Here is a 23,903-nt window from a genome sequence, read left to right as displayed (position 1 = left end):
AGGGGTGTCCTAGGCAGGAGTCGAGTCTCGGTCGCGGACCATCAGGACGGCGCGCTTGTCGGGCAGGTGGAGTTCGGCGGTGGCCCGGAATCCGGCCCGCTCGAAGGCCCGGACCGAGCGCAGGTTGCGGATGTCCGGTTCGGCCACCACTCGTTCGCAGTCATGTCGTTGACTGAAGATCAGGTCGGCCGTGGCGGCCAGCAGGTGACCGCCCAGGCCCCGGCCGCGGCTGGCGACGGGGCCGAGCAGCAGGTGCACGCCGGTGTCGTGCGACCGGGCCGGGTAGTGCCCGGCGAGCGGGTCGAGGTCGGCGCGGTAGACCTCCCAGTAGCTCATCGGCGCACCGTCGAGCAGGCCCAGGCAGGGCACGCTGCGGCCGTCGCCGTCGAGTTGGGCCCGGACGTGCCGTTCGGTGACGGCGGGCGGCCCGGCGAGCTCCCAGAACTCGTCGACCTCGGGGTCGTTCATCCAGGCGGCGAGCAGGTCCAGGTCGGCGGGCAGCCGTACCGGGCGGAGCCGGAACTCGCCGGCCGGGGTGGGGGCTTCGCCCCACCCGGGCAGGTAGTCCGACATCAGGCCCCCGCCACCGGGTTGGGGATGTCCACGTACACGGACTGGGTGGCGACCGGCCCGACCAGCTCGTCCAGGCCGTTGATCCGGGTGAGCAGGTTGGCCTTGCAGGGCAGGGTGGGCGCGTCCAGCAGCAGCGCGGGCAGTGCCGAGCCGGTGGCGGTCGCCTGCGGGCCGGCCAGGAACCGGCGCAGCGCGGCCAGCAGCACCGTCTCGTCGGCCAGCCCCTGGGAGCCGAGGGCGCCGATCAGGCCGAGGACGTGGTTGATCCCGAGGTAGTAGGCGAAGTGGTGGTCGATCACCGGGTCCGGCAGGAAGGTGTCGCTCTCCGTGCCGAGCCCGGGCAGCCGGGCGGTGAGCCGCTCGGCGGCGCTCTCCCGGTAGTAGTAGCCCTGGTTGTCGCGGTAGCGGCCGCCGCAGGGCCAGCCCTCGGCGTCCAGCAGCACGATGCTGTTCTGCTGGTGCGCCTCCAGGGCGATGCCGCCCCGGCCGTCCAGCCACAGGACGGGCAGCACGACGGCGTCCAGGTAGCGCAGGAACCATTCGGCGGCCACCGTGCGCAGCGGGCGGCCGGTGTGGGCGGCGAGCGAGCGCAGGGTGTCGCCGAGCCGGGACGGCACGGTGGCGCCGGTGCCGAGCGGCTGTTCGGCGACCAGGCCGGCCACGCACAGCGCCCGGTCGGTGGGCGCGAAGGGCTGGGCGCGCAGCACGGTGTCCAGTCCGCCGGGGTCGCCGAGGTCGGGGTGGTCGACGCCGATCCAGGCCGGGTCGCGGACGATGTCGAAGCCGGGGTGGGCGGCGCGCCACTCGGCGGCCAGCCCGCTCTCCAGCAGCCGGTGCATCTCCAGGCCGCGATGCAGCTCCTTGCGCAGGTTCTCCCGGCGGGAGTTGGTGATCCGCAGGCCGAGCGAGAGCTTGAGCATCCACGGCGTGCCGGGGCGGTAGACGGTGCGCACCGAGGAGGTGGGGTGCCAGGGCTCGCCGACCGGCCCGAGGTCGTGCAGCAGCCCGTCGGCGAGGAGGGCGGCGACGGCCGGGCGGTGGGCGAGTTCGCGGGCCTGCCACGGGTGCAGCGGCAGGGCGGCGGTGCCGGACGGCAGGGCGGTGCGGCCGCCGAGCAGGGCGGCGGTGATCCGGTCGGCACTGTCGGCGACGGCGGAGCCGGCCGCGAGCAGTTCGCGGTCGACCGCGTACCAGTGCAGCTGGAAGGAGCCGTGCAGTTCGGGCGAGTAGGCGGCGCTCTGGGCCGGGCCGAGGCCGTCGCGGCTCTTCGGGGTGGGGTGCAGCGGGTGGCCGAGCAGCAGGGACTGTTCAGCGGCGAGGAAGTGCGAGCGCTCCGGCCCGCCGGGTTCGGCGGCGGTACGGCGGTGGGCGAGGATCTCGGCGGTGCGCACCACCGAGTCGGCCACCCGGGCGGCGAGGTCGGCGACCTGCCCGGGGTCGGGCCGTTCGGCGGCCGCGGCGGCGAGCAGCGCGGCGGCGGTGACGGCGTCCACCGGGGCCTCGGCCCCCTCCCCCACGACACCGCCCTCCCCGGCCGAGAGCGTGGCCGGGCCGAACCGGTGCCAGCCGCCGGACGACCAGTAGCGGACCGGCGCGGTGAGCCGGGCGGCGCCGCCGAGGACGTCGATCCGCAGCCGCCCGTCCGGCCCGGGCCGGGCGTCGGTCTCCCGCGTCCAGCAGCGCAGCAGGCCCTCCAGGGCGGCCTGTTCGGCGGCGACGGCGGGATCCGGGTGCAGCAGCGGGTCGGGCCCGAGGGGCTGGTCCATGAACAGCGGCGATTCGGGCGGGGCTCCGGTGAGGGCGGTGCTCAAGGCTGCTCCTTGGTGCGCGTGGGGGTGCGGACGCGCGCTGGTGGTGGAGAGGGTCGGCGGGCGCTCGCACCGTCGCGTCAGGTAAGGGTTACCTATCCCTGACGGGTGATCACAAGGACGGATAGCTCGTCCGGGTGAAGATCGGGGATTGTCCACCCCGGGGCCGGAAGGCCCTGCTGCGCCGAAGAGCCGCCTGGTCGCGCGTCACGGATCGGTGACCTCCGGTCGACTCCGCAACCCCGGGGGCGGCCGCGGCCGTCCTGTGCGGCGATGGAAGACTCCAGGGCGGTGATCCGCCACACCGAAGTCCGACCGAGCACAGGGGGAAGCGCACAGATGCCATCGATCCACCGGTCAGCCCTGGCCGCCGCTTTGGTCACCGGAACGCTGCTCGCCGCGAGCGCCTGCGGACCGGACGGCCCGGCCGGCGACGGCGGGAAGACCGCCGCGCCGCCGCCCGATGTCACCGCGGCGAGCGGCGCGGCCGCCCCGGGCGGCGGCGTCATCGGCGGGATCACCCTGCCCTCCGGCCTGCCGACCAGCCTGCTGGACGGCCTGCCGAAGAACTGGGACGACCTGAAGAAGTGGAAGTTCGACGACTGGGACAAGTGGGCGTCCAAGCACGTCTTCAACAACCCGGTGGTGAAGGACTTCTGGGACCCGGACAAGATGGGCGACGCCAAGCCCGCCGACCCGGCCCCGCCCACCGCCAAGCCGGCCCCCGCCACCCCCAAGCCCTCCACCGACGACGGCGTGACCGACCCGGAGCCCCCGGTGGTCAAGGCCGTGCAGGTGCCCCGCCCGTACCTCAAGCAGCCCTCCGGCAAGGTGTTCTTCTCCGCCCAGGGCGGCCGGGGCAACTGCTCGGCCACGGTGGTCGCCGACCCGCAGCACCCGGGCAAGAGCAACCTGGTCTGGACGGCCGCCCACTGCGTGCACGAGGGCAAGGGCGGCAACTTCTACAAGGACCTGGTCTTCGTCCCCGCCTACAACAACTCCGGTGCCTCCAGCGGCGGCAAGAAGGCCCCGCTGTCCGAGCTGGCCCCGCTCGGCACCTGGTGGGCCGAGCAGGTCACCACCTCCCCGCAGTGGATGGTCGAGGGCGGCCAGACCGGTGACGCCGCCAACCAGTACGACTTCGCGGTGATGCGCGTGCACAACCAGAACGACACCGGCAAGTCCCTTGAGGAGACGGTCGGTTCGGCCGTCCCGGTGTGGTTCGACGCGCCCCGCGACCAGCTCAGGGTCTCGGCCGTCGGCTATCCGCTGGTCAAGCCGTTCGACGGCCAGGAGCTCTACCAGTGCGACGGCGGCAAGCCGACCCGGCTGTCCTTCGACGCCAAGCGCCCGACGATGCTGACCATCGGCTGCAACATGACCCAGGGCGCCAGCGGCGGCGGCTGGTTCGCCACCATGCCGGACGGGAAGACCGCCCTGGTCAGCAACACCTCGATCGGCACCCAGGAGCACACCTCGCTGAGCGGCCCGTACCTGGAGTCGGTCGCCAGGCAGGCCCTGGACTGGATCTCCAGGAAGCAGTGACCGGTACCACCACGGGGGACGAACCAGCTTGCGCACGATCAGCAGCAGTGGGCGCCGGGCCGCGACGGCCGGCGCCGCGCTGCTCGCCGCCCTGACGATCACCGCGGCCGCCTGCGGGCCGGACGGCCCCGCCGCCCCGGCCACGCCGCCCGCCGCGCTGCCCAAGGCCGCGCCGACCAGCCTGGGCGACCTGAGCGGCTGGAAGCTGGAGGACTGGGCCCGGTACGTGACCGACAGCGGCTTCGCCAACCCGGTGGTCCCGGGCTACTGGTCGCCCTCCCGGATGGAGGCCGCCAAGGCCAGGCCCGCCCCGGAGTACTCGCTGACCGCCACCGCGCCGGGCACCGTCCAGCGCGACGCCCCGCCGGCCGCCGTCCAGGCCAGGCCGCAGCAGCACCCGTACGGCCCGGACTCCGCCGTGGTCGGCAAGCTGCTGATGACCACGCCCCAGGGCGACGCGGTCTGCTCCGGCACGGTGGTCTCCGACCCGGTCAACCCGGGCCGCAGCAACCTGGTCTACACCGCCGCCCACTGCCTGACCGACGGCAAGGGCGGCGGCTGGGTGAGGAACCTGGTCTTCGTGCCCGGCTTCAACCGGGACGGCCGGGCGAGCCGCGGCAAGCCGTACGACGACCAGCAGGCCGCCCCGTACGGCCGGTGGACGGCGGTACGCGCGCTGGTGTCGCCGACCTGGCTGCAGGAGGGCGGCGTCGGCGCCCACAGCCAGTACGACTATGCGATAGTCCGGGTGCGCGGTGGGTCGGACTCCGGTCCGTCCCTGGAGGAGACGGTCGGCGGTTCCGTCCCGGTCTGGTTCAACGCCCCGCGCGAGCAGGTCGGCTCTGCCGTCGCGTACGGCTACCCGGTCGAGCGGCCCTTCGACGGCATGGAGCTGAACCGCTGCGACTCCCCCGCCGTGCCGGGCTCGCTCTCCTTCGACCGCAGCCGCCCGCCGATGTACGTGATCGGCTGCACCATGACGGGCGGGGCGGGCGGCGGCGGCTGGTTCATCACCAAGGACGGCAAGCCCAACCTGGTCAGCGTCAGCGCGATCGGCAACCGCAACCCGGCCGGGTACCTGGCCGGGCCCTCGCTGCAGGACCAGGCGAAGCAGGCCTTCGACTACTTCACCAAGAACGTGAGGTAACGCGCCCCGGGAAGCGCGGAGGGCCCCCGGACGTGATCGTCCGGGGGCCCTCCGACGGAACCGGTCAGCCCTGCAGGGCCACCGCGAAGTGCTCCAGCTCCGCGGCCAGCTCGGCCGGCACCTTGGCGTGCAGCAGCGTGCCCTCGCCGGTGTGCTCGGTGGCGAGCAGCTCGCCCTCCTTGTGCACCCGGGAGACCAGGGCGCCCTGGGTGTAGGGCACCAGGGCCCGCACCTCGACGGCCGGGCGCGGCAGCTCGTCGTCGATGAGCTTCAGCAGCTCGTCGATGCCCGCGCCGCTGCGGGCCGACACCACGATGGCGTGCGGCTCGCGGCGCAGCAGGCGCTGCAGCACGTGCGGGTCGGCGGCGTCCGCCTTGTTGATCACCACGATCTCCGGCACGTTCTGTGCCTCGACCGAGACGATGACCTCGCGGACGGCGGCCAGCTGCGTCTCCGGCTCGGGGTGCGAGCCGTCGACCACGTGCAGGATGAGGTCCGCGTCGGCGACCTCCTCCATGGTCGAGCGGAAGGCCTCGACCAGGTGGTGCGGCAGGTGCCGGACGAAGCCGACGGTGTCGGCCAGGGTGTAGAGCCGCCCGCTCGGGGTCTGGGCCCGGCGCACGGTCGGGTCCAGGGTGGCGAACAGCGCGTTCTCCACCAGCACGCCCGCCCCGGTGAGCCGGTTGAGCAGGGACGACTTGCCGGCGTTGGTGTACCCGGCGATGGCCACGGACGGCACCTGGTGGCGCTTGCGCTCCTGGCGCTTGGTGTCGCGGCCCTTCTTCATGTCGGCGATCTCCCTGCGGAGCTTCGCCATCTTCTCGCGGATCCGACGACGGTCGGTCTCGATCTTGGTCTCACCGGGACCACGGGTGGCCATGCCGCCGCCCGAGGAGCCGGAGCCACCGCCACCCATCTGCCGGGACAGCGACTGACCCCAGCCGCGCAGGCGCGGCAGCATGTACTGCATCTGCGCGAGCGAGACCTGAGCCTTGCCCTCCCGGGACTTGGCGTGCTGGGCGAAGATGTCCAGGATCAGGGCCGTCCGGTCGACGACCTTGACCTTGACCACGTCCTCCAGGTGGATCAGCTGGCCGGGGGTGAGCTCACCGTCGCAGACCACGGTGTCGGCGCCGCTGGAGGCGACGATGTCCCGCAGCTCCTGCGCCTTGCCGGAGCCGATGTAGGTGGCCGCGTCGGGCTTGTCGCGCCGCTGGATGACGCCGTCCAGCACCTCGGAGCCGGCCGTCTCGGCGAGCGCGGCGAGCTCGGCCATCGAGTTCTCCGCCTCCTCCAGCGTGCCGTCGGTCCAGACACCGACCAGCACCACGCGCTCCAGGCGAAGCTGGCGGTACTCGACCTCGGTGACGTCTTCGAGTTCGGTGGAGAGGCCGGCGACCCGGCGCAGGGCTGCACGCTCGCTGCGGTCGTACTGGTCGCCGTCGTAGCTGTGGCCGAGGTCCTCGTCGATGGCCGCGAGGTCCTCGTCCATGAGGGCTTCCGCCCGCAGACCGCCGATGCGGCGCGGGGCGTCGGCGTGGTCGCGGGTGTCGAACGTGGAGGTCATTCTGTCCTTTGGTCGCTGTGAGGCTGCGGTGTGGACCCTCGGCTGTCACCGGGGCCCCTGTGCCCTGTGAACGCCGTGGACCGGTCGTGAATTCCCCACGATGTTCGCACGCCCGGCGCGGGCCGGTCACCCCCATTTCCCCCGGAGTGCCGGGGCCGGGCCCCCGCCGGGGCGTGCGGGCGGCTCACGTCGTACACCCCGGAGACCTTGAGCATCGCCCGCATCAGCGCCGGCAGCGCGCCCGGCTCGGGCAGTTCGACGGTGTAGGTGTGCCGTACCCGCAGTTCCTGCGGCGGCTCGACCTCGGCCGAGACGATGCCGACGCCCTCGGCGGAGATCGCCGCGGTGAGGTCGGCGAGCAGCCGGGGCCGGTTCAGCGCCTCGGCCAGCAGGGTGACCCGGTGCCCGGCCGCCGGGGCGTCCCCTGGCCGCCAGCGGACCTCCAGCTCGGCGCGGCCGTCCGCGCGCAGCCGCTGCCCGGCGGGGCAGCCGGTGCGGTGCACGGCGACCGCGCCGCCGCGGATCGGGTAGCCGACCACCTCGTCCGGCGGGACGGGCGTGCAGCAGCGGGCCAGCCGCACCGGCGCGCCGGGCCGCCCGGCCACCGTGACCGGGGCGACCCGGCGCTCGCCGGCCCGGTGCGCGGGCGGGGCGGGCTGGCCGCCCGCCGGGCCGGTGCGCACCACCGGCAGCCGGGCCGGGTGGTCGGCCAGCCAGCGCTCGATGGCCAGCCGGGCGGCGGGGGTACGGACGTGCGCCAGCCACTCCGGCGAGGGGCCGGACGGCTGGCTGCCACCCGCCGGGAGGTTCTCGGTGAGCACCGCGAGCACGTCCCCGTCCTGCAGGACGGTGGACAGCGCGGTGAGCCGGCCGTTGACCCGGGCGCCGATACATCGGTGGCCGGTCTCCTCGCCGAGCAGGTAGGCCGCGTCCACACAGCTGGCCCCGGCCCTCAGCTGAAGCGTTTCGCCGATCTCCGTCACCACGGTGATCTCGCGGTCGCCGGCCAGGTCGGCGGTGAGGGCGGACCAGAAGGCGTCCGGGTCGGGCGTCTCCTGCTGCCACTCCAGCAGCCGGCTGAGCCAACCGGGCCGGGCCGGGTCGGTACGGTCCAGCTCGTCGGCGTCCTGGGCGCTGCCGACCGGGGTCGGGTCGCCGAGCGCGACCACCCCGGTCTCGGCCACCTCGTGCATCCGCCGGGTCCGGACCAGCACCTCGACCACCGCGCGGCCCTCCAGCGCCACGGCGGTGTGCAGCGACTGGTAGAGGTTGAACTTGGGGGCGGCCACGAAGTCCTTGAACTCCCCGGGCAGCGGCGTCCAGCAGGTGTGCAGCTCGCCGAGCACGGCGTAGCAGTCGGCGTTCTCCTCGACCACCACCAGCAGCCGCCCGAAATCGGCCGGCTGCGGCCCCTGCGGCCGCCCGTCCGGCCCGGGCGCGGCGGCCCGTTCCAGCAGCACCCGGTGCAGCGAGACGCAGTGCCGGGGCCGGACGGTCACCTCGGCGGCGACCCCGGTCTCGGCCAGCTGGCGGGCCAGCTGCCGGGCGAACGGCTCCAGCAGGGTGTCCGGCTCCGCCTCGTGACCGGCCATCAGGGCCCGGGTGCGGGCGTGCTCCTCGGGGTGCAGGGTGGCGAAGACGATGTCCTCCAGCTCCGCCTTGAGCACCTGGATGCCGAGCCGTTCGGCCAGCGGGATGAGCACGTCCCGGGTGACCTTGGCGATCCGCACCTGGCTGGCCGGCTTCATGTGCCGGATGGTGCGCATGTTGTGCAGGCGGTCGGCGAGCTTGATCACCATCACCCGGACGTCGTCCCCGGTGGCGACCAGCATCTTGCGGAAGGTCTCGGCCTCGGCGGCGGCGCCGAAGTCGACCTTCTCCAGTTTCGTCACCCCGTCGACCAGGTAGGCGACTTCGGGCCCGAACCCGGCGCCCACCTGGTCGAGCGTCAGATCGGTGTCCTCGACGGTGTCGTGGAGCAGCGAGGCGACCAGGGTGGTGGTCCCGGCGCCGAGTTGGGCCAGGATCATGGTGACGGCCAGCGGGTGGGTGATGTACGGCTCGCCGCTCTTGCGCTTCTGGCCGCGGTGGCTGGCCTCGGCCAGCCGGTACGCCCGGGCGAGCAGCCCGAGGTCGGCCTGCGGGTGATGTCGGCGGTGGACCCGGACGAGCGGTTCGAGGGCGTCCGGCACGGGCGGCCGGCCGGTGGCAAGTAACGCGGCCCGCCCGGCCCGGCCGAGGGCGGCCCGGCCGAGCTCTCCCAGGGGCCGCCTGGCCCCGGCCTGCCGTGCGGTCGTCGGCTGCCCCGCGAGGGACTGCCCGGCTTCGATGGTCATCGGCGCACCTCCGGCAACGGTCGCCGGGCGCTACCCCTCCCGAGGGAGGGTGATCTTGCCGCCCCTCCCAGGGGATCGACCCGGTGGTCCATGCTACCGAGCGGAGCACGTTCTGCGATGCCGCGATTCCCGTCCGCGACCGGTATCACCCGATCGGGGGGATTCGCCACCGTACGAAATGGGCAAACCGGTCCCTCAGCCGCGGCGCAGCGACTCCCACCAGCGCGCGTCGAGCCGCCCCTCGGCCACGATCACCGCGGGTCCGGTCATCTCCACCCGGCCGTCCGGGTGCTCGGTGATGACCAGTCGGCCGCCCAGCACGTCCACGGTGTACGCGACCGCCTCGCCGGTGGTCGCCGGGTCCAGGCCGTCCCGGCGGATCGCCGCCACGGCGACGGCGCAGGCGCCGGTGCCGCAGGAGCGGGTCTCGCCGGAGCCGCGCTCGTGCACCCGCATCGCGACGTGCCGCGGGCCGCGGTCCACCACGAACTCGACGTTGACGCCCTCCGGGTAGACGCCCTCGGGGCTGGTCAGCGGCGCGGTGCGCAGTTCGCCGGCGTGGTCCAGGCTCTCGACGAAGGCCACCGCGTGCGGGTTGCCCATGTTGACGTTCAGGGCGGGCCAGCGCCGCTCGCCGACCGTCACCTCGATGCCGTCCGGTCCGGGCAGCCGGGCGCGGCCCATGTCGATGGTGACGTCCCCGGGGGTGCCGTCCCCGGCGTCCTCGGCGACCTTCGCGGTGAGCACCCCGGAGCGGGTGGCGATCGCCTGCTCGCCGGGCTTGGCCAGGCCGGCCTCGATCAGGAAGCGGGCGAAGACCCGCAGGCCGTTGCCGCACATCTCGGCGATGCTGCCGTCGGAGTTGCGGTAGTCCATGAACCACTCGGCCCGGTCGGCCAGGTGGGCGGCAGCCGGTTCGGCGGCGGCGCGCACCACGCGCAGCAGCCCGTCCGCGCCGATGCCGGCCCGCCGGTCGCACAGCGCGGCGACGGCCTCCGGGCCGATCTCCAGCACGCCGTCCGGGTCCGGCACGATCACGAAGTCGTTCTGGGTGCCGTGCCCCTTGAAGAAGGGGAGACCGGCCTGCCGAGGAGAGGATGCGCTCACCCCTCCGATGGTACTGATTGTCGCCCGCTCGCCTCCGGGCGCTCCTGACCCGGCGCCGACGGTCGGCACTCCCTCGCTCCTGTGTCGCTCCCTCGCGCTCTCCCTTTCGGCGCCGGCGCGCCCTTCGGCTCGGGGCGGGAAAGGGTGCGCGGCCGGCTCAGCGCGATCAGCGACCTGCTCAGCGCAGGTAGGCGACCCGCCAGACCGCGAGCGCGCAGGCGGCCAGCGCGATCAGGGTGTAGACCACGATCGCCTTCCAGCCGGCCCGCTTCCCGGAGCCCCGGCGCGGCAGCCCCGGCCACTTGTAGCCGGCGTGCCGGGCGGCCATCGCGCCCCAGCCGACCGAGGCGGCGGTGAACAGCAGCCCGAGCATCCCGACCATGGTGGCGCGCGCGCCGGCCGAGCCGAAGGCGAGCGGGAAGGCGAACATCAGCGAGCCGAGGGTGCCCAGCAGGGCGATCGGCAGGGTCTGCCACCAGCGCAGCCGGCGCAGCGGCCGGATCTCCCGCTCGTGCACCGCGGCGTCCGGCGGGGTGCGGGTGTCCAGCGCGGGCACCGCGGCCGCGTACGAGGTCGGCGCCTCCAGGCCGGTCAGCACCGGAAGGTCCCCCATCGTCGACTCGTCGAACTCCTCGGCCGGTGCGGTGACACTCCCGCCCTGACCGGGTTCGGGGCCGGTACCCGTTGACACACGGCCTCCCCTGACAGTTCGACACGAGCGGACTCGCGGCCGGGCACGGTCGGCCCGCACGGGCCGATCCCTATGGCATCGATGATGGCATGTCCAGAGGGGCCGTTCGGGACGTGACCGGGGTCCTCGGGTGATCCGTGGCCATCACGTGATCGGGCCGTGACCCCCGATTCGTCCTGCACGGTCACCTGCGCGCGCAGGTGCACCGCCGAATTGGCCAAAACCACTCCTACGCGGCCGGAACTCCCTGACGCCAGATCAGTTCGAGGGATCGTTCCAGCAGCTCGACCGGGTCGGTGCCGGCCGGGCGGGAGAGCCAGTGGATCCGGTCGTCCCGGCGGAACCAGGACTCCTGACGGCGGGCGAAGCGCTTGGTGGCCCGTACGGTTTCGGCCCGCGCCTCGTCCTCGGTGCACTCGCCGGCGAAGTGGTCGAGCACCTGCTGGTAGCCGAGCGCCCGGGAGGCGGTCCTCCCCTCGCGCAGTCCGACCTTCTCCAGCTCCCGCACCTCGTCCAGCAGTCCGGCCTCCCACATCCGGTCGACCCGCAGGGTGATCCGCTCGTCCAGTTCGGGGCGCGGCACCGCGACGCCGATCTGCACCGCCTCGTACACGGCGGTGTTGCTCGGCAGGTTGGCGGTGAACGGCTGCCCGGTGATCTCGATGACCTCCAGCGCCCGGACGATCCGCCGCCCGTTGCTCGTCAGGATCGCCTCGGCGGCCGCCGGGTCCAGCTCGGCCAGCCGCCGGTGCAGCGCGTACGGGCCGTGCTGCTCCAGCTCGGCCTCCAGCCGGGCGCGCACCGCCGGGTCGGTGCCGGGGAACTCCATCTCGTCGATCGCCGCCCGGACGTACAGCCCGGAGCCGCCGACCAGGACGGGCGCGCGCCCGGCCGCGAGCAGCCGGTCGATCTCGGCCCGGGCGAGCCGCTGGTACTCGGCGACGCTGGCGGCCTCGGTGACCTCCCAGACGTCCATCAGGTGGTGCGGCACTCCGCCGCGCTCGTCCGTGGTGAGCTTCGCGGTGCCGATGTCCATGCCCCGGTACAGCTGCATCGAGTCGGTGTTGATCACCTCGCCACCGAGGGTGCGGGCGATGGCGACGGCCAGGTCGGACTTGCCGGCGGCGGTCGCGCCGACGATCGATACGACGCGCGGGGTACGGGAGCTGCTCACCGCTCCAGTCTCGCAAAACCGTTGGAGCAGCGGAGACCGGGCTGCCGCTCACCCCCGACTGCGCGAGGATATGACTGTCCGAGGACTGCTTCCGTGACTGTTTCCGGCCGCCCGGTCAGCCGGGGCCGTTTTTGCGAACGCTTTACCGGTCGCAGGCGTTGTGCAGGGGACAGGGAGAGAAGGAGATCGCCATGGGTCTGATGGACAACCTCAAGGGCAAGGCCGAGGAGCTCAAGGAGAAGGCCAGCGAGCTCGCCGGCAAGCACAGCGACCAGATCGATCAGATGGTGGACAAGGCCGGCGGCGCGATCGACAAGGCGACCAAGGGCAAGTACAGCGAGAAGATCGAGCACGGCGCCAGCAGGGCCAAGGACGCGGTGGACGACTTCGCCCACAAGCCGAAGCCGGGCGAGGGGGGCGAGACCCCCCGGTCGTGAGGGTCAGCTCCAGGACGCCACGAAGTACCCGACCCCGTACGGCGCGTCCTGGTAGCCCAGCCGCGCGGTGAGGCCGGCGCCCTCGGCGGCGCCGGCCAGCACCTGCCAGGGCGCCCGGCCCTCGGCCTTGAGCTCGGCGGCGAGCACGGCGTCCAGGGCCGCGAGTGCGGGCAGGTCGGCCGAGCCCAGGGCGGCGGCCAGCGCCGCGTCGAAGCCCTCGGCCCGCTCGTCCAGGTAGCCGGGCGCCTTCACCGAGCGGCAGGCGCTGCCGTCACCCACCACCAGCAGGGCGACCCGGTCGGCGAGCCCGGCCAGGCCCTGGCCGAGCCCGAGCATCCGGTCGGCGGGGGCGTCGGCGGGCACCGCGCAGGCGTGCGTGGGCAGGGTGACCCCGGCGCGCTCCAGCAGCCAGGCCCCGACGGTCAGCGAGGGCGCCAGCTCCGGCCCCTCCACCCGGCCGCCGGGCAGCTTGGCGACCAGCGGCACCCCGTACCGCTGGAAGGACCCGGCCCCGCCCTCGGTCCACACCTCGGCCTCCGGCCCGGCACCGACCACCACGACCAGCTGCGGCTCGGCCGCGACCAGCGCCGCCAGCGCCTCGTCGCAGGCGGCGCGCAGTTCATCCAGCTCGGGCGCGGCCCCGGCAGCGACCTCGGGGACGAGCAGCGGCGGACAGGGGCACACGGCGGCGGCTACCAGCATGTGGATCACTCTAAGGCCTGGAAGACCGACGGCCCGGCGGGAGCTGCAATTCGCGCGCTCGCCTCCGGGGCGCTCTGACCCGGCGCCGACGGTCGTCGCTCCGGCGCCCGTCCCTCGCTTGTCGCTCCTCACTTTCGGCACCGTCGTGCCCCTTCGGCTCGGCGCGGTTCCCACCGGGCCGCACCGAAGGGGCACGTCGTGTCAGTCCCCGCAGCAGGCGCCGCCCGCCGGCGCGGCCAGCGGCAGCTCGGCCGGGGCGCCGATCTTCGGCAGGCCGAGCAGCACGCCGGCCGGCTTGTCGGCGGGCTTGGCCTGGCGCTTCTCCCAGGCGTCGCCGGCCCGGGTGCGGCGCACCGCCAGCGTCGGGCCCTCGGCCAGCAGGTGGTGCGGGGCGGCGTAGGTGATCTCGACGGTCACCATGTCGCCCGGGCGCACCGGCTCGTCCGGCTTGGTGAAGTGGACCAGCCGGTTGTCGGGCGCGCGCCCGGACAGCCGCTGGGTCTGGTCGTCCTTCTTGCCCTCGCCCTCGGCGACGAGGACCTCCAGGGTGCGGCCGACCTGCTTCTTGTTCTCCTCCCAGGAGATCTCCTCCTGGAGGGCGATCAGCCGGTCGTAGCGGGCCTGGACGACCTCCTTCGGAATCTGGTCCGCCATCTCGGCGGCCGGGGTGCCGGGGCGCTTGGAGTACTGGAAGGTGAAGGCGTTGGTGAAGCGGGCCTCGCGGACGACGTGCATCGTCTCCTCGAAGTCCTCCTCGGTCTCGCCGGGGAAGCCCACGATGATGTCGGTGGAGATGGCCGCGTCCGGCATCGCCTCGCGGACCTTGCGGATGATCCCGAGGAAACGGTCCTGCCGGTAGGAGCGGCGCATCGCCTTGAGCACGCGGTCCGAGCCGGACTGCAGCGGCATGTGCAGCTGGTGCATCACGCTCGGGGTCTCGGCCATCGCGGCGATCACGTCGTCGGTGAAGTCGCGCGGGTGCGGCGAGGTGAAGCGGATCCGCTCCAGGCCCTCGATCTGGCCGGCGGCGCGCAGCAGCTTGGAGAAGGCCTCGCGGTCGCCCAGGTCGGAGCCGTAGGCGTTGACGTTCTGGCCGAGCAGGGTGACCTCGATGACGCCCTCGTCCACCAGCGCCTCGATCTCGGCGAGGACGTCGCCGGGCCGGCGGTCCTCCTCCTTGCCGCGCAGCGCGGGGACGATGCAGAAGGTGCAGGTGTTGTTGCAGCCGACCGAGATGGCGACCCAGGCGGCGTACGCGGACTCACGGCGGGTGGGCAGCGTGGAGGGGAAGGTCTCCAGTGACTCCAGGATCTCGACCTGGGCCTTGCGCTCGACCGCGGCCCGCTCCAGCAGGGCCGGCAGGTGACCGATGTTGTGGGTGCCGAACACCACGTCGACCCAGGGGGCGCGCTTGACGATGGTCTCGCGGTCCTTCTGGGCCAGGCAGCCGCCGACGGCGATCTGCATGCCCTGGTGGCGGCTCTTGACCGGCGCGAGCTGGCCGAGGTTGCCGTACAGCTTGTTGTCGGCGTTCTCCCGCACCGCGCAGGTGTTGAACACGACCAGGTCCGGGTCGCCCTCCGGCCCGGCCTTGACGTAGCCCGCGTCCTCCAGCAGGCCGGACAGCCGCTCGGAGTCGTGGACGTTCATCTGACAGCCGTGCGTGACGACCTTGTAGCTCTTCAATCCGCTCTCACCGCTCACCAGACCAGGGTACGGGCAGCCGCGAGCCGGTTTTCCCGGCCGTGTTCGCGACTCGCCTCCGGGGCGCTCGGACCCGGCGCCGACGCTCGCCGCGTCGGCGCGGGTGCCGTTACCCCTCCCGTTCGGCCGGAGCGCCTGGCAGTATCCCTGCATGGCCCCCACCAATCCGTCACGTCTCGGCGCCGCCGTCCGCCGCGCGGCCCGCAGCCCACTGTGGCGGACGGTGCTGGTGCTGGTGCTGCTGGTCGCCGGATTGGGCGGCTGGTGGCTGTCGGAGGGCCGCGCGCCCGGCTACCCGCGCGGGGAGACCCGCTTCGCGACCGGTGTGCAGCGCGGCGTCTACGACCGGTACGGGCAGCTGCTGCAGGCCCACGTCTCCCGGACCATGCCGGGGGTGCGGCTGGCCCTGGACAACACCGAGGGCTCGATAGACAACCTCACCCGGGTGATCACCGGGCAGGACACCTTCGCGATAGCCACCGCCGACGCGGTCGCCGACTACCAGGGCCCCGGCAAGGACAGGCTGCGGGCGATCGCCCGGCTGTACGACGACTACCTGCAGCTGATCGTCCCGGCCTCCTCGACCGTGCGCCGCACCGCCGACCTCAAGGGCCTGCGGGTGGGCGTGGGCCTGCCGCAGTCCGGGGTGAACCTGGTGACCAAACGACTGCTTGCCGCGGCCGGCCTGGACCCGGACCACGACATCACCCCGGTGATGGCCGGCGTCGGCGACGCCGCCGACCAGCTGCGCGAGGGCAAGCTGGACGCCTTCTTCTGGTCCGGCGGCCTGCCGACCAGCGCGCTCACCGACCTCTCCGACCACGTCAGGATCCGGCTCGTCCCGCTGAGCGACCTGTCCGAGGCCCTGCACAAGGCCGAGGGCGGCGGCACCGACGCCTACCGGGCGGCCACCATGCCCAAGGGCACCTACCCGAACGCCGAGCCCAAGGACGCCGTCGCCACCGTCGCCGTGCCCAACCTGCTGATCACCCGGGACGACGTGAACCCGGAACTGGTCGAGGGCATGACCCGGGCGGTGATCGACAGCCGCGACCAGATCGGCGCCCAGGTGCACGCCGCCCAGCTGGTCGACCTGCGCACCGCCGTCTACACCGACCCGCTCCCACTGCACGAGGGCGCCGCGCGCTACTACCGCTCGGTGAAGCCCTGAGGAGCCACCGCTAGCTCTTCTCCGGCCGCGGCACCGCCAATGTCACCGCGAGCCCGCTCGGATTGACCGGGGCGAAGCCGAGCGAGCCGCCGCCGGCCGCCAGCAGGGTGCGGGCGATGGACAGGCCCAGCCCGGAGCCGTCCACGTTCTGGTGCCGCGGGCTGCGCCAGAACCGGTCGCCGGCCCGGGACAGCTCGTCCTCGGTCAGGCCCGGCCCGGCGTCGGTGACGGTCACCGCGACCTCGTCCCGGCGCACCGCGACCCGCAGCCGCACCCGGCTGCCGGACGGGCTGAACTTGAGCGCGTTGTCCAGGACGGCGTCCAGCGCGGAGCCGAAGCCGATCGGGTCCGCCATGCCGATCGCCAGCGCCGGGCCGTCCCAGCGCAGCTCGATCCCGCACTGCTCGGCCACCGGCTGCCAGCCGTCCACCCGGGCCAGGGTCAGCTGGGTGAGGTCGGTCTGCTCCGGTTCGGGGCGGGCGTGCTCGGCGGTGGCCAGCCCGAGCAGGTCGTCCAGCACCCGGGCCAGCCGGGTGCCCTCCTCCCGGACGCCGCTGAGCTCCTCCTCGTGGCCCTCGGGCAGTTCCAGGCCGAGCACCTCGACCCGCAGCAGCAGTGCCGACAGCGGGTTGCGCAGCTGGTGCGAGGCGTCCGCGACGAAGGCCTTCTGCTGGTCCATGGCGTGCACCACGTGGTCCGCCATCTCGTTGAACGAGCGCGCCAGCCGCTGGAGTTCGGGCGGTCCGCCGCCGGGCGCGACCCGGGCGGCCATCCGGCCGGTGGCGATGTCGTGGGTGGCCCGGTCCAGGGTGCGCACCGGGCGCAGCACCCACTCGGTGAGCCGGACGGCCAGCAGCACGGCGACGATCATCGCGACCGCCTCGCCGCCGGCCACCACCAGCCACTTGTGCAGCACCCGGGTGCGCAGCGCCCCGGTCGGGGACTCGCTCAGCACCACCGCGACCACGTCGCCGTCGCGCACCACCGGGGTGGCCACGGTGATCGTGCGGTCCTCGGTCCACGGCCACACCTGCGGCGGGTTGTGGCTGCGCCGCCCGTCCAAGGCCTCCTGGAAGGCCTGGGCGCCCCAGCCGACGGCGGGAACCCGCCAGTCCTTGGGGGCGACCGATATCGGCATGCCGTCGCGCTGGAAGATGCCCAGCCGCACGCCGTACAGGTCGAAGTAGCGCCGGACCTCGGCGTCGATCGCGTGCCTGCGGCTGAGGTCGCCGGGGGCGGGCTCCGGGTCGCCCTTGAGGGCGGAGTCCAGCGAGGCGGCGCCGGAGGTGGGCAGGTCCTGGGCGAAGCGGGCGGCGTCGTCGAGCCGGTCGACGACCACCTTGCTCTGCTCGGCCGCCGCGAACGCCGCCGCGAGCGGCAGCCCCAGGGCGGCCAGGACACAGAGCATGAGGGCGATCAGGATGCCGAGCAGGCGGGTGCGCACGTGCGGTCAGTGCTCCGCGGGGGCGGGCGGGGCCTGGTCGGCCGCGGTGGAGGTCGGGCAGTCGGGGATCAGCCGGTAGCCGACGCCGCGGACGGCCTCGACCAGGCCGGGCAGCGCGAGCTTGTTGCGCAGCGAGCCGATGTGCACCTCCAGGGTGCGGCCGTTGCCCTCCCAGCCGCTGCGCCAGACCTCGCTGAAGATCTGCTCGCGCCGGTAGACCACGCCGGGGCTCTGGGCGAGCAGGGCCAGCAGGTCGAACTCCTTGCGGGTGAGCGGCACGTCGCGGCCGTCCACGCTGACCCGGCGGCGCTCCCGGTCGATCCGGATGCCGCGGGACTCCAACGGGCCGCGCCGCTGCGGTACGGCGTCGGGCGCGGGCGCCGCCACCGAGGAGGGCGGGGCGCCGCGGCGGGCGACGGCGTGGATGCGGGCGAGCAGCTCGCCCATGTCGTACGGCTTGGTGACGTAGTCGTCCGCGCCCAGATTGAGGCCGTGGATCCGGGAACGGATGTCGGCGCGGGCGGTCACCATGATCACCGGCACTCCGCTGCCGGCCCTGATCCGGCTGCACACCTCGAAGCCGTCGCGGTCGGGCAGCCCGAGGTCGAGCAGCACCACCCGGTACGGCTCGTTGCCGTCCGGCACCAGGGCGTCCAGTGCCTCGTGCCCGCTGCGGGCGTGCCGCACCTGGAAGCCGTGCCGACCCAGCACCGCGACCAGCGCCGCGGCCACGCGTTCGTCGTCCTCGACGAGCAGCAGTCGCATCCTGTTCTCCTCCTCTCCCCACGTGGTCTCCGGGCCCGATCGGTCGGGGCCCGGCTCCTGCGCAGTATGGGCCAGCGGGCGGCCCGGCGCCAGGTTCGACCGTGCACCGGGCCCGTGGGGGACGGGGAGCACCGGCGCGGATTCCCGCTGTGACATGCCCCGCGGGCGCCTTCGCGAACAGCGCGTACCCACCGTGTGGCCGTTTTGTGATCCTCAAGTTCCGCTCAGATCGGCTGACGGGGCACCGTCAGCGCTCCTAAGGTCGCCCCACCGGGGGCTGCGGCTCCGCCGGTCGCGGCTCCCGGATTCGTACCACCATTGCCGCCCAAGGGAGTTGATTACTTCTCGGGTAGGCACGATCCAACACAGAGGGAGCAGGCGCGATGACCGAGAGCCCTGTCGAGGACTCCACCCCCGCAGCCGCCCCGCTGGTCGTGCTGAACAGCGTCAACAAGCACTACGGCGCACTGCACGTGCTGCAGGACATCAACCTCGAGATCCACCAGGGCGAGGTGGTCGTCCTGATCGGCCCGTCCGGCTCCGGCAAGTCCACGCTCTGCCGGACGATCAACCGGCTGGAGACCATCGACTCCGGCAGGATCACCGTCGACGGCCGCCCGCTGCCCGCCGAGGGCAAGGAGCTGGCCCGGCTTCGCGCCGAGGTCGGCATGGTGTTCCAGAGCTTCAACCTGTTCGCGCACAAGACCGTGCTGGAGAACGTGGTCATCGGCCAGGTCAAGGTGCGCAAGGTGATCCGCTCGCACGCCGAGAAGACCGCCCGCGAGCTGCTGGAGCGGGTCGGCCTCGCGGCGCACGCCGCCAAGTACCCGGCCCAGCTCTCCGGCGGCCAGCAGCAGCGGGTGGCGATCGCCCGGGCGCTGGCAATGAAGCCCAAGGTGATGCTCTTCGACGAGCCGACCTCGGCGCTCGACCCGGAGATGGTCAACGAGGTGCTGGAGGTCATGCGCCAGCTGGCCGCCGACGGCATGACGATGGTCGTGGTCACCCACGAGATGGGCTTCGCCCGCTCCGCCGCCAACCGCGTGCTGTTCATGGCCGACGGCAAGATCGTCGAACAGAACACCCCGGACGCCTTCTTCACCGCGCCGCGCTCCGAGCGCGCCAAGGACTTCCTCTCGAAGATCCTGCACCACTGACGCTTCGAGACCACGCGGGGCCGCCCCCGGCAACCGCACCGGTCAGCCCTGCCCGCGCACAACTTCCAGACGCCAGAGCCCGGTCGAAACCGTGGCCCAGCCCCAGGAGAACAACCCTCATGAGGACTTCTCGCACCCTCGCCGTAGCGCTCTGTGCCGTCGCGCTCACCGCCACCGCCGCCTGCGGCAAGGACGGCTCCCCCGGCGGCTCGACCGCCGCGAGCGCGAGCGACGCCCCGGCGCTGCCGACCTACACGGTCAAGACCGACGTCAAGATCGACTCCGCGATACTGGCCGAGGCCAAGAAGCGCGGCCAGCTGATCATCGGCGCCAAGGCCGACCAGCCGTTCCTCGGCTGGGAGGACGTCGCCAGCGGCGACCGCAGCGGCTTCGACATCGAGATCGCCAAGATGATCGCCGCCGACCTCGGCTTCACCCCGCAGCAGATCAAGTGGCAGACCCTGGTCTCCTCGCAGCGCGAGCCGGCCATCGCCAAGGGCCAGATCGACTTCTACGTCGGCACCTACAGCATCAACGACGAGCGCAAGAAGACGGTCTCCTTCGCCGGCCCGTACTACATCGCCGGCCAGGACCTGCTGGTGAAGAACGACAACACCTCGATCACCGGCCCGGAGAGCACCAGCGGCAAGAACGTCTGCACCGCCACCGGCTCGACCTCGATCCAGAACATCAAGCAGTACAACCCGAAGATCACGCAGTTCGACACCTACTCGGCCTGCGTCGAGAAGCTGATGTCCGGCGAGGTCGACGCGGTCACCACCGACGACGCGATCCTCAAGGGCTACGCCTCCAAGTACAAGGGCAAGCTCAAGGTCGTCGGCAAGCCGTTCACCAAGGAGAACTACGGCGTCGGCCTCAACAAGGACGACAAGGCGCTGCGCGACGCGATCAGCGACGCCCTCAAGGCCCACGAGGACAACGGCGACTGGAAGAAGGCCTACGACGCGACCCTGGGCCTCTCCGGCTCCGCCGCGCCCGAGATCCCGACCCTCGATCGCTACTGATCCGACCGCCGTACCCGACCACCCGTTCTGACCATCTGTGAGAGGAGGGCCGCCGGATGGGGTTCCTGTTCGAGCAGGACAACTTCGCGTTGTTCCGCGACGGCTTCCTGCAGACGATCGAGCTGAGCGCGCTCAGCGCCCTGCTCGCCCTGCTGCTGGGCACCCTGCTGGCGGCCTTCCGGGTCTCCCCGGTGCCGGTCCTGCGCGCCTTCGGCACCACCTGGGTGACGCTGTTCCGCAACACCCCGCTGACCCTGCTGTTCTTCGCCGTCACCTTCGGCCTGCCGCCGCTGGGCGTGCACTTCAGCCACCTGGTCTTCGCGGTGCTGGCGCTCGGCGGGTACACCGCCTCGTTCGTCTGCGAGGTGATCCGCTCCGGCATCAACACCGTGCCGCTCGGCCAGGCCGAGGCGGCCCGCAGCCTGGGCATGACCTTCAGCCAGACCCTCACCCTGGTCGTCCTGCCGCAGGCCGGCCGGACCGTGCTGGCCCCGATGAGCAGCGTGTTCATCGCGCTGCCGAGGAACTCGGCGATCGCCGGCGCGTTCAGCGTCCCCGAGCTGTACAGCGCCCAGCAGACCTTCTCCGAGCGCGGCTACTCGATCTTCGCGATCTTCTTCTGGGTGGCCTGCGCCTACCTGCTGATCAGCACGGTGGTCGCCACCCTCTTCCGCTTCCTGGAATCCCGACTGGCGGTGGTCCGATGAACGTCTTCCAGCGCCCCGCCTCGGCCAGCGTCCTCTACGACGCCCCCGGCCCGAAGGCCCGCGCCCGCTACCGCCTGTTCGGCGTCCTCGCGCTGATCGGCGTCGCCGGACTGCTCTGGTACGTCGTCTCCACGCTGGCCGACAACGGCCAGTTCGACGCCGACCTCTGGGACCCGTTCCAGTACAACGCCGTCCAGCAGATGATCGTGGACGGCCTGCTGGCCACCCTGAAGGCCTTCGGCCTGGCCGCCGTCTTCTCGCTCTCCCTGGGCGCACTGCTGGCCTCCGGCCAGCTGTCCGACCACAAGCCGGTCCGCTGGGCCTGCACCGCCGTCGTCCAGTTCTTCCGGGCGATGCCGCTGCTGATCCTGATCGTCGCGCTCTACTACGCGTTCTTCGCCAAGGACCCGATGTGGGCGCTGGTGCTCGGCCTCACCCTCTACAACGGCTCGGTCCAGGCCGAGATCATCCGCAGCGGCGTCAACGCCGTCCCGCGCGGCCAGGGCGAGGCGGCGTACGCCCTCGGGATGCGCAAGACCCAGGTGATGTCCTCCATCCTGGTGCCGCAGGCCGTACGCTCGATGCTGCCGTCGATGATCGGCCAGCTGGTCGTCACCCTCAAGGACACCTCGCTCGGCTACATCATCACGTACAACGAGCTGCTGTTCATGGGCAAGAAGATCGCCAGCCAGCCGCTGAACGCCGCGGGTTTCCCCTACATCCCCGTAGTACTGGTGATCGGGCCGATCTACATCGCCCTGTGCCTGCTGCTGACCGCGCTCGCGCGGTGGATCGAGGCACGCGGCCGCCGCGGCGCGAACCGGCGCACTTCATCTGCTGCTTGACGGACACGCAGGTGAACTGTTGCATTGCTCTTCGTGACACCTCCCGGGAGCATCCACGCGGCATATGCGGCAGCGGTAACTGACGCCGGCCCATGGGCCGGTTCGCGCCCGGAGGTCCCCGCATGGACCCGGTGATCGTGGTCGGGGCCGGACCGGTCGGTCTGGCCCTGGCCCTCGCGCTGGCCCGGCACGAGGTGCCGACCGTCGTCCTGGACGAGGGCTCCGGGCTCTGCCCCGAGGGCCCTCGCAGCGTCGTCCTCGGGGCCGACACCGCCGCCTTCCTGACCCGGATCGGCTACTCCCGGGCCGTCTCCGACTCGGCCCTGTGGGACTCCTTCGCCATCTGGCGGCGCCGCCAGGAGGTGCTGCGGCTCGACCTCACCGACTCCCCCACCTTCCACCTGCCCCAGCACCGCCTCCAGCGCGGTCTGCGCGACGCCCTCACCGGCACCCCGCTGGTCAAGCTGGTCCCGCTGAACCGGGTCGTCGAACTCGAACAGGACCGCGACGGCGTCAGCGTCCGCACCCACGGCACCCAGGACGGCTCCGCCACCTGGTGGCGCGGCAGCCACCTGGTCGGCTGCGACGGCGCCCGCTCCACCGTCCGCAAGCTGCTGAAGATCCGCTTCCCCGGCCGCCCGGCGGTCGACCGCAACGCCATCGCCACCGTCCGGGTCGACCTGCCCTTCGACGGGGCCCGGCTGCACCGCGAACCCCCGTGGCGCGGCGACCGCGAGGCCTCCGCCCGTCCGCTGCCGGACGGCATCTGGCGGCTCGACTGGCGGCTTCCCCCCGGCCGGCCCGCCCCCACCGAACAGGTCGACCCGCACGCCACCTGGCCCGGCATCGTCACCGGCGACACCCTGCTCACCCGGGTCACCTCCACCCTCACCGGCTGGTGCGGCGAGCTGCCCCGCTTCGAACTGCTCGCCGCCGCCGACCACACCGCCCAGCAGCGTCTGGCCGCCCGCTTCCGCAGCGGCCGCTGCTTCCTGGCTGGCGACGCCGCCCACCTGCACGGCGCACTCGGCATGCAGAACCTGGCCGACGGGCTGCGCGACGCCGACAACCTCGCCTGGCGGCTCGCTCTCGCCTGGCACCTCCACTCCGGCGGCCCCCAGCCCGGCGGCTCGCTGCTGGACGGCTACGAGACCGAGCGGCGCGGCGCGGTCGGCGCCCGGCTGCGCGCCGTCGACCAGTCCATGCCGCTGCTGCGCCCGCTGCGCGGCTGGCAGCAGACCCGGCGCTCGCTGCTGGTCGGCGGCTTCCGCAAGCACGCCCCGCTGCTCGCCGACGGCCAGCTGGGTACCGGCCGCTTCGGCGGCGCACCCGCCTACCCGGCGGCGCCCTCCGGCGTCCCCGGCCGGGTGCCGGCGCAGCGCGGCGCGCGCAGCACCACCTCGCTCAGCGAGCTGCTGCCCGCCACCGCCCCCGGGGTGCTCGTCCCGGACCTGCCGGTGCTCGCCGCCGACGGCACCCCGGACCACCTGCACGCCCGGCTCGGTGCCACCTTCCTGCTGCTGCTGGTCGCCCCCGGCACCGCCGTCTGGTCCTCCGAGCACTGGCTCGGCGCCGGGCTGATGCCCCGGCTCGCCGAGGTCGCCGCCGCACTGCCGGTACCGGCCGAGGTGCTGGTCACCGAGGAGTACCCGGGCGCCGGGCCGCACACCGTGCTGCTGATCCGGCCGGACGGCCACCTGGTCGGCGTCACCCAGGGCGCGGCCGCCGAGGACCTGCTGTTGCTCGCCGACCGGGCCCGCGGCGGCCCGGCCCCGATCGCCGGCGCGCCGGAGCCCGCGCCCGAGGCGTCGCCTGAGCCCGCTCCCGAGCCTCAGCAGGTGGACTCGGCGAGTTAGGGCCGGTCTCCTGGACCCCCGCCGGGTCCGCCGGACCCCAGGGGCGAGGCCCTGATATGTAGGGCGTTTTGTCAAGCGGTGCAGGGCTGGTCACACCCTCGTCGGGACGGGGTGTGACCAGTGAAGCGATGGGGCTGGTGGG

General features: G+C 73.2%; 20 protein-coding genes. 9 read left to right on the top strand and 11 right to left on the bottom strand.

The window, feature by feature from the left end; all coding sequences use genetic code 11:
- Positions 1-9: 9 nt before the first annotated feature.
- Positions 10-681: a GNAT family N-acetyltransferase gene (locus tag ACFQ87_RS19080; protein WP_380612006.1), complete on the bottom strand. Its 672-nt coding sequence runs from the start codon at positions 679-681 to the stop codon at positions 10-12.
- Positions 573-2,384 carry an IucA/IucC family protein gene (locus ACFQ87_RS19075; protein ID WP_380611939.1) on the bottom strand — a complete coding sequence of 604 codons (1,812 nt, stop codon included), beginning with the start codon at positions 2,382-2,384 and terminating at the stop codon, positions 573-575. Before ACFQ87_RS19075 ends, ACFQ87_RS19080 begins: the two co-directional genes overlap by 109 nt.
- A 336-nt stretch (positions 2,385-2,720) precedes the next feature.
- On the opposite strand from ACFQ87_RS19075, the gene ACFQ87_RS19070 reads away from it, so the two are divergent.
- Together ACFQ87_RS19070 and ACFQ87_RS19065 are read left to right on the top strand one after the other, a co-directional pair.
- Positions 2,721-3,926 (top strand): trypsin-like serine peptidase, encoded by a 1,206-nt coding sequence (locus tag ACFQ87_RS19070; RefSeq protein ID WP_380611938.1) that lies wholly within the window; start codon positions 2,721-2,723, stop codon positions 3,924-3,926.
- A gap of 28 nt (positions 3,927-3,954) precedes the next feature.
- A complete protein-coding gene (locus ACFQ87_RS19065) occupies positions 3,955-5,073 on the top strand; it encodes a trypsin-like serine peptidase (protein ID WP_380611937.1) in 1,119 nt (372 codons plus the stop codon).
- Positions 5,074-5,137: 64 nt separating this feature from the next.
- Here the strand turns inward: ACFQ87_RS19065 and hflX are convergent, their stop codons facing one another.
- From hflX to miaA, 5 genes are all read right to left on the bottom strand, one after another.
- Positions 5,138-6,640, bottom strand: coding sequence for a GTPase HflX (hflX, locus tag ACFQ87_RS19060; RefSeq protein WP_380611936.1), 1,503 nt, complete (start codon positions 6,638-6,640; stop codon positions 5,138-5,140).
- Positions 6,637-8,976, bottom strand: a complete 2,340-nt coding sequence (locus tag ACFQ87_RS19055) for a RelA/SpoT family protein (RefSeq protein ID WP_380611935.1) — start codon at positions 8,974-8,976, stop codon at positions 6,637-6,639. Before ACFQ87_RS19055 ends, hflX begins: the two co-directional genes overlap by 4 nt.
- 195 nt (positions 8,977-9,171) lie before the next feature.
- Positions 9,172-10,083: a diaminopimelate epimerase gene (gene dapF, locus ACFQ87_RS19050; RefSeq protein WP_380611934.1), complete on the bottom strand. Its 912-nt coding sequence runs from the start codon at positions 10,081-10,083 to the stop codon at positions 9,172-9,174.
- A gap of 178 nt (positions 10,084-10,261) precedes the next feature.
- Positions 10,262-10,774, bottom strand: coding sequence for a hypothetical protein (locus tag ACFQ87_RS19045; protein WP_380611933.1), 513 nt, complete (start codon positions 10,772-10,774; stop codon positions 10,262-10,264).
- A 229-nt stretch (positions 10,775-11,003) separates the two neighbouring features.
- On the bottom strand, positions 11,004-11,948 hold the full coding sequence (gene miaA, locus ACFQ87_RS19040) for a tRNA (adenosine(37)-N6)-dimethylallyltransferase MiaA (protein ID WP_380611932.1): 945 nt from the start codon (positions 11,946-11,948) through the stop codon (positions 11,004-11,006).
- Between the two features lie 191 nt (positions 11,949-12,139).
- On the opposite strand from miaA, the gene ACFQ87_RS19035 reads away from it, so the two are divergent.
- On the top strand, positions 12,140-12,385 hold the full coding sequence (locus ACFQ87_RS19035; RefSeq protein ID WP_380611931.1) for an antitoxin: 246 nt from the start codon (positions 12,140-12,142) through the stop codon (positions 12,383-12,385).
- Between the two features lie 3 nt (positions 12,386-12,388).
- Here the strand turns inward: ACFQ87_RS19035 and ACFQ87_RS19030 are convergent, their stop codons facing one another.
- Together ACFQ87_RS19030 and miaB are read right to left on the bottom strand one after the other, a co-directional pair.
- Positions 12,389-13,087 carry a hypothetical protein gene (locus ACFQ87_RS19030; RefSeq protein WP_380611930.1) on the bottom strand — a complete coding sequence of 233 codons (699 nt, stop codon included), beginning with the start codon at positions 13,085-13,087 and terminating at the stop codon, positions 12,389-12,391.
- 201 nt (positions 13,088-13,288) lie between these two features.
- On the bottom strand, positions 13,289-14,791 hold the full coding sequence (gene miaB / locus ACFQ87_RS19025) for a tRNA (N6-isopentenyl adenosine(37)-C2)-methylthiotransferase MiaB (protein WP_380611929.1): 1,503 nt from the start codon (positions 14,789-14,791) through the stop codon (positions 13,289-13,291).
- Positions 14,792-14,942: 151 nt separating this feature from the next.
- Here miaB and ACFQ87_RS19020 point away from each other — a divergent pair, with 151 nt between their 5' ends.
- Entirely contained in the window at positions 14,943-15,962 is a 1,020-nt protein-coding gene (locus tag ACFQ87_RS19020) for a TAXI family TRAP transporter solute-binding subunit (RefSeq protein WP_380611928.1), read from the top strand.
- A 10-nt stretch (positions 15,963-15,972) separates the two neighbouring features.
- Here ACFQ87_RS19020 and ACFQ87_RS19015 read toward each other — a convergent pair whose 3' ends face one another.
- Complete coding sequence (locus ACFQ87_RS19015; protein WP_380611927.1) at positions 15,973-17,406, bottom strand: sensor histidine kinase; 1,434 nt, start codon at positions 17,404-17,406, stop codon at positions 15,973-15,975.
- Between the two features lie 6 nt (positions 17,407-17,412).
- The gene (locus ACFQ87_RS19010) at positions 17,413-18,171 is read right to left on the bottom strand and encodes a response regulator transcription factor (RefSeq protein ID WP_380611926.1); all 759 of its coding nucleotides are present in this window, start codon (positions 18,169-18,171) and stop codon (positions 17,413-17,415) included.
- A 383-nt stretch (positions 18,172-18,554) separates the two neighbouring features.
- Between ACFQ87_RS19010 and ACFQ87_RS19005 the strand changes: the two genes are divergently transcribed.
- From ACFQ87_RS19005 to ACFQ87_RS18985, 5 genes are all read left to right on the top strand, one after another.
- Positions 18,555-19,328: an amino acid ABC transporter ATP-binding protein gene (locus ACFQ87_RS19005; RefSeq protein WP_380611925.1), complete on the top strand. Its 774-nt coding sequence runs from the start codon at positions 18,555-18,557 to the stop codon at positions 19,326-19,328.
- A gap of 119 nt (positions 19,329-19,447) precedes the next feature.
- Positions 19,448-20,353, top strand: a complete 906-nt coding sequence (locus ACFQ87_RS19000) for a glutamate ABC transporter substrate-binding protein (protein WP_380611924.1) — start codon at positions 19,448-19,450, stop codon at positions 20,351-20,353.
- A gap of 56 nt (positions 20,354-20,409) precedes the next feature.
- On the top strand, positions 20,410-21,060 hold the full coding sequence (locus ACFQ87_RS18995; RefSeq protein WP_380611923.1) for an amino acid ABC transporter permease: 651 nt from the start codon (positions 20,410-20,412) through the stop codon (positions 21,058-21,060).
- Positions 21,057-21,905: an amino acid ABC transporter permease gene (locus tag ACFQ87_RS18990; protein ID WP_380611922.1), complete on the top strand. Its 849-nt coding sequence runs from the start codon at positions 21,057-21,059 to the stop codon at positions 21,903-21,905. The genes ACFQ87_RS18995 and ACFQ87_RS18990 overlap by 4 nt, the downstream gene beginning before the upstream one ends.
- Before the next feature lie 122 nt (positions 21,906-22,027).
- Positions 22,028-23,761 carry an FAD-dependent monooxygenase gene (locus ACFQ87_RS18985; RefSeq protein WP_380611921.1) on the top strand — a complete coding sequence of 578 codons (1,734 nt, stop codon included), beginning with the start codon at positions 22,028-22,030 and terminating at the stop codon, positions 23,759-23,761.
- The last annotated feature ends 142 nt before the right edge of the window (positions 23,762-23,903 follow it).

The organism is Kitasatospora sp. NPDC056531, from assembly GCF_042794375.1.
Lineage (GTDB): Bacteria > Actinomycetota > Actinomycetes > Streptomycetales > Streptomycetaceae > Kitasatospora.
Note: the sequence above shows the minus strand (reverse complement) of the source record. Positions and strands in the feature narration are given on the sequence as shown.